At 69.8% G+C, this 10421-nt stretch carries 4 protein-coding genes; all 4 read left to right on the forward strand.

The annotated features are described in order from the left end of the window. A partial coding sequence (locus ACFDR9_RS25290) for a GAF and HD-GYP domain-containing protein (RefSeq protein ID WP_409032749.1) occupies positions 1 to 1449 on the forward strand: 1449 nt, incomplete at its 5' end. A gap of 205 nt (positions 1450 to 1654) precedes the next feature. Continuing rightward, positions 1655 to 3931, forward strand: coding sequence for a CHASE2 domain-containing protein (locus ACFDR9_RS25295; protein ID WP_409032750.1), 2277 nt, complete (start codon positions 1655 to 1657; stop codon positions 3929 to 3931). A 227-nt stretch (positions 3932 to 4158) separates the two neighbouring features. Further along, entirely contained in the window at positions 4159 to 5748 is a 1590-nt protein-coding gene (locus ACFDR9_RS25300) for a ShlB/FhaC/HecB family hemolysin secretion/activation protein (protein ID WP_409032751.1), read from the forward strand. Positions 5749 to 5794: 46 nt separating this feature from the next. Further along, positions 5795 to 10421 (forward strand): YDG domain-containing protein (locus ACFDR9_RS25305; RefSeq protein WP_409032752.1); only part of this gene is annotated, 4627 nt, incomplete at its 3' end.

Genomic DNA, 10421 nt, shown 5'->3' on the forward strand with positions numbered 1-10421 from the left:
CCTCAAACAGAGACACCCCCCACCCCCCCCCACCTCACACAAAGCCCGCCTCGCCCGATGCTCGTTCCCCCCCCCCTCCTCCTCCCTCTCCCTTCCCCCCCCCCCCCCCCCCCCCCCCCGAACCTGGCCTCGGTGGCCGCCTACGCCGCCCATTCCGGCGAATCGGTCAACATCGAGGACGTCTACCAAGCCGGCGAATTCAACTTCTCCGGCATGCTGGCCTTCGACCGCCACTACGGCTACCACTCGCAGTCCTTCCTGACGGTGCCGATGAACGACCACGAGGGCGCGCTGATCGGCGTGCTGCAGCTGATCAACGCGAAGGACCCGGCCACCGGCGCCGTGCGCGCCTTCTCGCCGACCGACCAGCGCTTCATCGAGGCGCTGGCGGCGCAGGCGGGCGTGGCCATCACCCACCAGCAACTGGTGCTGCAACTCGAGCACCTGCTCGAGGCGCTGGTCAACCTGATCAACATCGGCATCGACGAAAAGTCGCATTACACCGGCCGCCACTGCCAGTTGGTGCCGCTGCTGACGATGATGCTGGCCGAGGCGGTGCATCGGAGCGACAGCGGGCCGATGGCCGCCTTCCGCATGAGCGAGGACGACCGCAAGGAGCTGTGGCTGGCCGGCCTGCTGCACGACTGCGGCAAGATCGCCACGCCGGTGCACGTGGTCGACAAGGCCACCAAGCTGCAAACCATTTTCGACCGCATCGCGCTGCTCGACACGCGCTTCGAGGTGCTGATGCGCGACGCCGAAATCGCCGCGCTGAAGCAGAAGCTGGCCGGCCCGGACGGCCACGCCGCCATCGAGCGCGAGCTGGCCGAACGGCTGGCGGCGCTGGCCGCCGAGCGCGACTTCCTGCGCCAGGCCAACGTCGGCGGCGAGGCCATGGCGCCGGCCGACCAGGAGCGCGTGCGGCAGATCGCGCGGCGGCGCTGGGTCGGCCCGGACGGCGCCGAGCGCGATTTCCTCGACGCCGACGAGCTGGCCAACCTGACCATACGCTACGGCACCCTGACCGAAGCCGAGCGCCAAGTCATCAACCAGCACATCTCGCTGACGATCCGCATGCTCGAAGCCTTGCCTTGGCCCAAGCACCTGCGCAACGTGCCGGAATACGCCGGCGGCCACCACGAACGCATGGACGGCAAGGGCTATCCGCGCGGCCTGGCGAAGGCGCACATGTCGGTGCAGGCGCGGTTGATGGCCATCGCCGACATTTTCGAGGCGCTGACGGCGGCCGACCGGCCGTACAAGAAGGGCAAGCTGCTGTCGGAGTCGCTGCACATCCTCGGCAACATGAGCCTGGGCGGCCACATCGACCCGGACCTGTTCGACATATTTATCCGCAGCAAGGTCTACCTGGAGTTCGCCAGCCAACACGTCGACCCGCGCCAGGTCGACGCCGTCGACGAGGCGGCCATTCCCGGCTACGTGCCGTGAACGGCGTGAAGTTAAGGGGCCGCCAACGCCAAGGCCAAGCAAACCCAAGGAGCCGGGGCCAGACCCCCGGGGACACGGCGTCGCCGCCTGGCCGCGGGGTTACGCCGCCGGTTTTAATAATGTCAACGGCGCCGCCACCAAGATAGATGTGGCGGCAACATAGTTGCAACATTACAATGATCTTTTTTTTTCAGCCGGAGCGCGCATGGCCCTGATCTCGAACCAATGGCGCAAGCGCCTGAGCAAGTACGGCGCGCGCTGGACGCTCGGCCTGGCGCTGACCCTGCTGGCGGCGGCCAGCAGCATCGGCCTGCTCGACAGCGGGCCGATCGAGCGGCTCGATTCGATGGCGGCCGACCTGCGCATGCGCCTGGAACCGGCCCAGCTCGACCCGCGCGTGGTGATCGTCGACATCGACGAGAAAAGCCTGAACGCGGTCGGGCGCTTCCCGTGGAGCCGCGACGTCCAGGCGCGCCTGGTGCGCCAGCTAACCGGCCACTATAAGGTGGCGGCGCTGGGCTTCGATATCTCCTTCCCCGAGCCCGACACCAGTTCGGGCTACGCGGTGCTGGAGAAGCTGGCCCAGGGCGAACTGGCCGGCGTCGACGGCCTGAAGCAGCGGCTCGCCGCGCTCAAGCCGCAAATGGATTACGACGGCCTGTTCGCCGCGGCGATGGCCGGCCAGCCGGTGGTGCTGGGCTACAGCGTCTCGGAACAGCAGCGCAAGGGCGTGCTGCCGGCGCCGGCCTTCAAGGCGGGCGAGCTGAACGGGCGCGCGGTGACGGCGCTGTCGCCGCGCGGCTACGAGGCCAACATCGCCCAGTTGCAAAACGCCGCCCGCGGCGCCGGCATCTTCACCGCGCTGACCGACGCCGACGGCGTGGTGCGCTCCTCGACGCTGCTGCAAAAAATCGGCGACGCCTACTACCCGTCGCTGTCGCTGGCCACCGCCGCCGTCTACCTGCAGGCCAGGGCGATCGCGCCGCACTTCACGCAAAGCGCCGACAGCATGTCGGCGGCCGACCTGGAGAACGGCGGGCTGGAAAAAATCCTGCTGTTCACGCCGGCCGGCCAGGTCGGCATTCCGGTCGGCGAGGCGCTCACCACCATCGTCCAGTTCCGCGGCGCCGGCGGGCCGCGCGGCGGCGCCTTCCGCTACGTCTCGGCGGCCGACGTGCTGAGCGGGGCGGTGCCGCCGGCGCAGCTGCGCGGCGCCATCGCCCTGGTCGGCACCACCGCGCCGGGCATCAACGATATCCGCGCCACCCCGGTCAACCCGGAATACCCGGGGGTCGAGGTGCACGCCAACCTGATCAAGTCGATCCTCGACGGGCGCTTCAAGTCGCGCCCCTACTACGCGCTGGCGATCGAGTTCATCGAGGTGCTGGCGCTGGGCCTGCTGCTGACGGCGGCGCTGGCGGTGCTGTCGCCGGCCGCCTCGATCGCGCTGGCGCTGGCCGCGCTGCTGGCCGCCGCCGGCTTCAACTACTATATGTACAGCGCGCAGGACGCGGTCCTCAACATCGCCGCCATCACGCTGCTGGTGCTGGCGTTGTTCATGCTGAACCTGGGCTGGGGCTACTACTTCGAGTTCCGCAAGGGCCGCGCGCTGGTGTCGCGCTTCGGCGAATACGTCGCCCCCGAACTGGTGGCCGAGATGGCCGACAACCCGGAGCAATACAATATGGACGGCGAGAGCCGCGAGCTGACGGTGCTGTTCGTCGACGTGCGCGGCTTCACCACCATTTCCGAGGGCCTGACGCCGAAGGCGCTGCGCGAATACATCAACCTGTACCTGACGGCGATGTCCGAGGACATCCGCGACAGCCACCACGGCACCCTCGACAAGTACATCGGCGACGCCGTCATGGCCTTCTGGGGCGCGCCGGTGGCCTTCGCCGACCACGCCAGCCGCGCCGTCGCCACCGCGCTGCTGATGCAGCGCAGCGCGCGGCGCCTGAACGACGAGTTCATCGCCCGCGGCTGGCCGCCGCTGAAGATCGGCATCGGCGTCAACAGCGGCCCGATGCACGTCGGCGACATGGGCTCGCGCATCCGCCGCGCCTACACGGTGATGGGCGACGCCGTCAACCTCGGTTCGCGCCTGGAGGGTATCACCAAGGTCTACGGCGTCGGCATCGCGGTCGGCGCCACCACCCGCGCCGCCGCCCCCGAATTCGCCTACCGCGAACTGGACCTGGTGCGCGTCAAGGGCAAGCTGGAGCCGGTGGCGATCTTCGAGCCGCTGCTGCCGGCCGAGCAGGCCGGCGCGGCGCTGCTGGCCGAGCTGGAGCGTTGGCGGCGCGCGCTGGCGCTGGTGCGCGCGCAGCAGTGGGACGGCGCCGCCGAGCTGGTCGGCGAGCTGGCGCGCGACCGCCCGGACGTCGCGCTGTACCGCCTGTACGCCGAGCGCATCGCCCGCTACCGCGTCGAGCCGCCGGGCGTGGATTGGGACGGCGTGACGGCGTTCACCACCAAGTAAGGCCGGCGCGGCCGGGCCGTTGTTGCAAACGCACCATAGCGTACCCGGCCGATGCGGCGCGGCGTATTGAAAGCGGCGAAAATTACTGACCGCCAAGGGTAAAGCGGACTACACTGCGAGCATGCTCGCCGTGAGGCCGCGGCCGTTGATGCCGCCCATGGCGAGCGGCCACGACTATTCAAGCAATGCGCCGCCCGCGACACCCGTATTCAGTCAGGAGTTGACCAATGAAACACCGATTACTGCGCCTGCTTGCCGGCTCGGTCCTGTCCGTCGCCGCCGCCGCCGCGTGCGGCGCGGACGACGCCGCCGCCGCCGCGCTGCGCTTCGACATCAGCCGCTTCGACGTCAGCGGCAACAGCCTGCTCGATCCGGCCGAGGTGGCGCGGGTGCTGGCGCCGTTCGCCGGCAAGCAGCGCGACTTCGGCGACATCCAGCGCGCGCTCGAGGCGCTCGAGGCGGCCTTCCACCAGCGCGGCTACAGCGTGGTCCAGGTCGAGCTGCCCGAGCAGGAGCTGAACCGCGACGTGGTCCTGCTGCGCGTGGTCGAAAACCGCATCGGCCGGGTCAGCGTCAGCGGCAACCGCCACGTCGACGAGGCCAACGTGCGGCGCGCGCTGCCGGCCCTGGTCGAGGGGCGCACCCCGAACATGGCGGCGTTGTCGACCGGCCTGCGGCTGGCCAACGACAACCCGGCCCGCAAGATCACGCTCAAGCTGCAAAGCGGCGAGGCTAGCGGCGAGGTCGACGCCGCCCTCGAGGTGGCCGACGAGCGCCCGTGGAAGGTCAGCGCCAACCTCGACAACGCCGGCACCGAACAAACCGGCAAGAACCACCTTGGCGTGGTGCTGCAGCACGCCAACCTGTGGGGCCGCGACCATGTGCTGAGCCTGCAGTACACCACCAGCGTGCAAGAGCCGAGCCGGGTCGCCGTGTACGGCCTGGGCTACCACCTGCCGCTGTACGCGCGCGGCGACTCGATCGACCTGTTCGCCAGCTATTCGAACGTCGACTCCGGCTCGGTCGCCGCCGGCATTTTCGACCTGGCCGTCAGCGGCAAGGGCGCCGTCGCCGGCGCCCGCTACAACCAGTACCTGGCGCGCGCCGACAAGCACGAGGGCAAGCTGGTGTACGGCGTCGACTTCAAGGCCTACAAGAACAACGTCGAGTTGCAGGGCCTGGGGTTGCAACTGGGCCGCGACGTCACCGTGCACCCGCTCAGCGTGGCTTACCTGGGCAGCTGGACGCTGGAGCGCGGCGAGGCCAACCTCGCCGTGACGCTGCTGCACAACGTCGCCGGCGGCGCCCACGGCGCCCAGAAAGACTTCGACGCGGCGCGCAACGGCGCGCGCGCCAACTACCGCGCGCTGCGGCTGGCCTCCAGCCTGAGCCGGCTGCTGCCGGGCGACTGGCAGGCGCGCGCCGTCGTCAACGGCCAGTACACGCCGGACGCGCTGGTGCCGGGCGAGCAGTTCGGCGCCGGCGGCGCCGGCTCGGTGCGCGGCTTCGCCGAACGGGCGCTGTCCGACGACGCCGGCGTGGCCGCCAACCTCGAGTTGTACACGCCGAACTGGTGCGGCGGCGCGCGTTGGCAATGCCGCGCGCTGGCGTTCTACGACGCCGCCCACCTGTGGCGCCGGCACGCGCTGGCCGGCGAGGCCGGCGGCAACGGCATCGGCAGCGCCGGCCTGGGCCTGCGCGTGCAGTTCGCCGACATGGCCAGCCTGCAGCTCGATTACGGCCACGTGCTGCGCGCCGCCAGCGCAGCGGCGGCCGACGGCAACCGCCTGCACCTCAGACTCGCGCTGTCGTACTAGCACTATTAGTCACACTAGCAACACCCGGAACCATTAGGACCACCCGATGAAAACCCAGCCCGCCAAAGTCGCCGCCCGTCGCCCCGCCCCGTCCCGCCAGCCGCCGTTGCGGCGCACCTGCCTGGCCCTGCTGATCGGCGCCTGCTTCGGCCCGGCGCTGGCGCAACCGACGCTGCCGCAGGTGGTCAACGGCCTGGCCACGTTCGCGCGGCAGGGCAATGTGTTTTCCATCACGAATACGCCGAACGCCATCATCAACTGGCAAAGTTTCTCGGTTAATCCGGGCGAGCTGACGCGCTTCATCCAGCAAAGCGCCGGTAGTAGCGTGCTCAACCGCATTACCGGCCAGGACCCCAGCCGCATCCTCGGCGCGCTGCAGTCGAACGGCCGGGTGTTCCTGGTCAACCCGAACGGCGTGCTGTTCGGGCGCGACGCGCGCGTCGACGTCAACGGCCTGGTGGCGTCCAGCCTGGCCATCTCGAACGGCGACTTCCTGGCCGGCCGGCAGCGCTTCGCCGCCGACGGCGGCGCGGCGGGCGCGGTGGCGAACCAGGGCGTCATCACGACGCCGGCCGGCGGCCAGGTGTTCCTGCTGGCGCCGCAGGTCGACAACAGCGGCATCATCAACGCCCCCAACGGCGAGGTGGTGCTGGCGGCCGGGCGCAGCGTGCAACTGGCCGACGCCGCCAACCCGGCGCTGCAGGTGGTGGTGTCGGCGCCGGCCGACCAGGCCGTCAACCTGGGTCGGGTGATCGCCCAGGGCGGGCGCATCGGCATCTTCGGCGCGCTGGTGAACCAGCGCGGCCGGCTCAGCGCCGACAGCGCGGTGCTCGGCGAGAACGGCAAGATCGTCCTCAAGTCCAGCAACACCACGCTGCTCGAAGCCGGCAGTAGCACCAGCGCCACCGGCGCCGGCCGGGGCGGCCGGGTCGAACTGCTGGGGCGCCGCGTCGGCCTGACCGGCGACGCCAGCGTCGACGCCAGCGGCGCGCTGGGCGGCGGCAGCATCCTCGTCGGCGGCGACTACCGCGGCGCCAACGCGGCGGTGATGAACGCCGAGCAGAGCTACCTGGGCGCCGGCGCCACGCTCAAAGCCGACGCCACTGTGCGCGGCGACGGCGGCAAGGTCGTGGTCTGGTCCGACGGCGCCACCCGCGTTTTCGGCAACATCTCGGCGCGCGGCGGCGCCCACGGCGGCGACGGCGGCTTCGTCGAAACCTCCGGCCACTACCTCGACATGCAAGGCAACGTCGACACCACGGCGGCCAAGGGCGAGACCGGCCAGTTGCTGCTGGACCCGACCTCGATTTGGATCGCCGTTGACCTCGCCAGGGCGAACGAAGTCGGCATGGTCGGTGGCGCCGTCACGCCGGACAGCGGCGGGAACTTCGCCGAATCCGGCACGGCGAGCGAGTCGCTGGTGACCACGGGCCGCCTGGAGACCTTGCTGGCTGGCTCGCACGTGACGGTGACGACGAACAATCCGAACGCCGCCGGCGCCGGCCACATCATCGTGGTCAGTCCGCTCGCCTGGTCCAGCGGCAAAAACCTGTCCATGGACGCGGACGGCGGCATTTTTCTGCACGCGCCGATCAGCGCGCCGGGCGCGACGCTCAACCTGCGCAGCGCCGCCGGCGAGATCCAGCAAAACGGCGGCGCCGCCGAGCTGACCGTGGGAGCGCTGATGGCCAGCGCCAGCGGCGGCGGGATCGCGTTCGAGGATTCCCGCAACCAGGTCAGCGGGCCGGTCGTGCTGACGGCGACGGCAGGGGTGACGATGCGCTTTCGCGGCGCGCTCAATATCGCCTCGGCGAACAGCGGCGGCACGCTGGACGTCAGCGGCAGCGGCCCTTTGACCATCAGCGGTAGCGTCGGCAGCGGCGGCAGCCCGATCTACCTTTCCTCGCTGGCGGACATTCAGCTGACGTCCACGGCGACGCTCGACAGCGGCAACGGCCAAATCATACTGCAGGCCAAGAACATGGATCTGCTCGGCTCTATCAACGCCGGCTACGGCGTGGTGAAGCTGGCGCCCTTGGCCGACGGCAACGTCGCGGTCGGTGTCGGCGCCGTCGACGCCGCCAACACGCTGGGCCTGAGCCAAGCCGAATTGCAAACCATTAAGACCAGCTCCTTGCTGACGGTGGGCGAGCTCTTCGGCGAAAGCAGCGGCAGCCTGGCGGTGGTCGGCAACCTCGACCTGAGCGCGACGTTGAACGCCAACGCCGCCAACGGCAACCTGTTGTTGCACACCGCCCAGGGCGACATCACGGTGGCCGCCGGCACGCAAACCACGCTGGCCGGCGCGCTGAACCTGCAAACCTCGCCCGGCGGGAACTACCGGATCAGCAACGCCGGCACGCTGAAGGCGGCCGGCATCAACCTGCTTTCCGGCCAGATGACGCTGGCCGGCGGCGTGCTCGACGCGCCCTCGGTGAGCCTGGGCAGCTTGAATTCGATCGAACTGGGCGCCGGCGGCGTGCTGCCGGGCGCGCTGGTGTTGAGCGCCGCCGACCTGGACAGCGTGCCCGGCGCCAGCGCGCTGCATATCGAGGTCAACAGCGCCAACGGCGCCGGCGACATCCACATCGGCACCGCGCTGAGCCGCGCGGGCGACCTGAGCCTGTCGGCGACGCGCGAGCTGACGGCGACGGCGCCGCTCAGCGTCGGCGGCGTTTTCCACCTCTATCGCGGCAGCTGGGTGCAGAACGACGCCAACCTGCCGGGGTTTTCGGCGCGCGATTTCCAAATCGACCGCGGCAACACCGCCAGATTCCTGCGCGTCACCGGCGGCACCGGCGCCAGCGGCGCGCCCTACCAGATCAGCGACGTCTACGGCTTGCAGGGCATCGCCAGCCAGGGCATGGCCAACGAGTATGTGCTGGGCGCCGACATTGCCGCCGCCGGCACCGTCAACTGGAACGGCGGCGCCGGCTTCGTGCCGATCGTCGACTACGAGGGCCGCGGTTTTTCCGGCGTGCTCGACGGCGCCGGCCACGCCATTGCCGGCCTGGCCATCAATATGCCCGGCAAGGACGACGTCGGCCTGTTCGGCTCGCTCACCGGCACCGTCAAAAACTTACAGCTGCTCGGCGGCAGCGTCACCGGCCGCAACAACGTCGGCGCGCTGGTCGGCCAGGGGGGCTTCGTGGAAGGCGTTTTCAGCAGCGCCAGCGTTAGCGGCCAGGGCCACGTCGGCGGCCTGGTCGGCCTCCAATACGGCAACCCCGACTCCATCCCCGGCATTCTCAAGTCCGGCGCCAGCGGCAACGTCAGCGGCGAGTACGGCGTCGGCGGCCTGATCGGTGGAACCTACGGCGTGGTCCAGGACTCCTTCGCGCTGGGTAACGTCACCGGCACCAGCAATGTCGACGTAAGCCATACGGACCTGGGCGGACTGGCCGGCATGAGCGTCGGCACTCCCTATAACAAGCTCATCAATGTTTACAGCCGCGGCGTCGTCAGCGGCCCGGGCTTTACCAATGTCGGCGGCTTGGTCGGCTTCAGCGACGGCCCTGTCAGTAATGGCTACTGGAACATCGAGAGTTCGGGCCAAACCAACGGCATTGGCTTGCGTGGCACCTCCGCCAGCGGCGCCGTCGCCGGCCTGACCGAGGCGCAAAGCATGCAGCAAGCGAGCTTCGCCGGTTTCGAGTTCGGCGGCAGCGCGCCGGTCTGGCGCCTCTACGAGGGCCGCACCGGTCCCTTGCTGAAAGCCCTGCTGACGCCGCTGGCGGCCGACGTCAGCGCCACCGCAAGGCGCGAATACGACGGCAGCCAGAGCCATTTCGCCGGCAGCATCGGCTACACCGGCCTGACCGGGGGCGACACCGGCGCCGACGGCGCGCTCGACTATACGACGGCGGCGCGCAACGTCGGCACCTACGCGCTCGACGGCCTGTGGTCGACCAAGTACGACATCACCTACACCGGCAACACCAGCCTGACGATCGACCCGCGCGCGCTCACCGTCGGCATCGGCGGCAGCAAGGTCTACGACGGTTCGACCGGCTTCACCGGGGCGGTCTACACCATCAACCGCCTCATCGACGGCGACAATGTGACGGTCGGCGGCAGCGCCACTTTCCTGGACAAGAACGCCGGCACCGGCAAGGCCGTCTCGGCCGAAGTGTCGCTGAGCGGCGCCGACATCGGCAACTACAGCTTCGGCTCCGGCGCCAGCGGCTTTGCCGACATCACCAAGGCCGTCGTCAGCATCGCCACGCTGACCGGCGTCAACAAGGTGTACGACGGCGTCACCGCCGCCAGCGTCAGCGGCACGCTTAGCGGCGTGCTCGGCAGCGACAGCGTCACGCTGGTGGCCGGCGCCAGCAACTTCGCCGACAAGAACGTCGGCGCCAACAAGAGCATCGGCATGAGCGGCGCCACACTGGGCGGCAGCGACGCCGGCAACTACGCGCTGGCCAACAGCGCCGGCGGCGCCACGGCCGATATCAGCGCGCGCACGCTGAACCTGAACTACAGCGCCGGCAACAAGGTCTACGACGGCAACGTCAACGCCAGCGTCAGCAGCAGCGACGACCGCGTCGCCGGCGATGTGTTCGGCGTCAGCCAGAACGCCAGTTTCGCCGACAAGAACGCCGGCGCCAACAAAAAGGTGACGCTGGCCTCGGTGGCGCTGTCCGGCGCCGACGCCGGCAACTACCTGCTGA

The sequence above is a fragment of the Janthinobacterium sp. CG_23.3 genome (genome assembly GCF_046115965.1).
Classification (GTDB): Bacteria; Pseudomonadota; Gammaproteobacteria; order Burkholderiales; family Burkholderiaceae_D; genus Janthinobacterium.

Coding starts and splice junctions, on each gene's coding strand:
- ACFDR9_RS25295 (WP_409032750.1), top strand. CDS start 1,655: ATGGCCCTGATCTCGAACCAATGGCGCAAGCGCCTGAGCAAGTACGGC.
- ACFDR9_RS25300 (WP_409032751.1), top strand. CDS start 4,159: ATGAAACACCGATTACTGCGCCTGCTTGCCGGCTCGGTCCTGTCCGTC.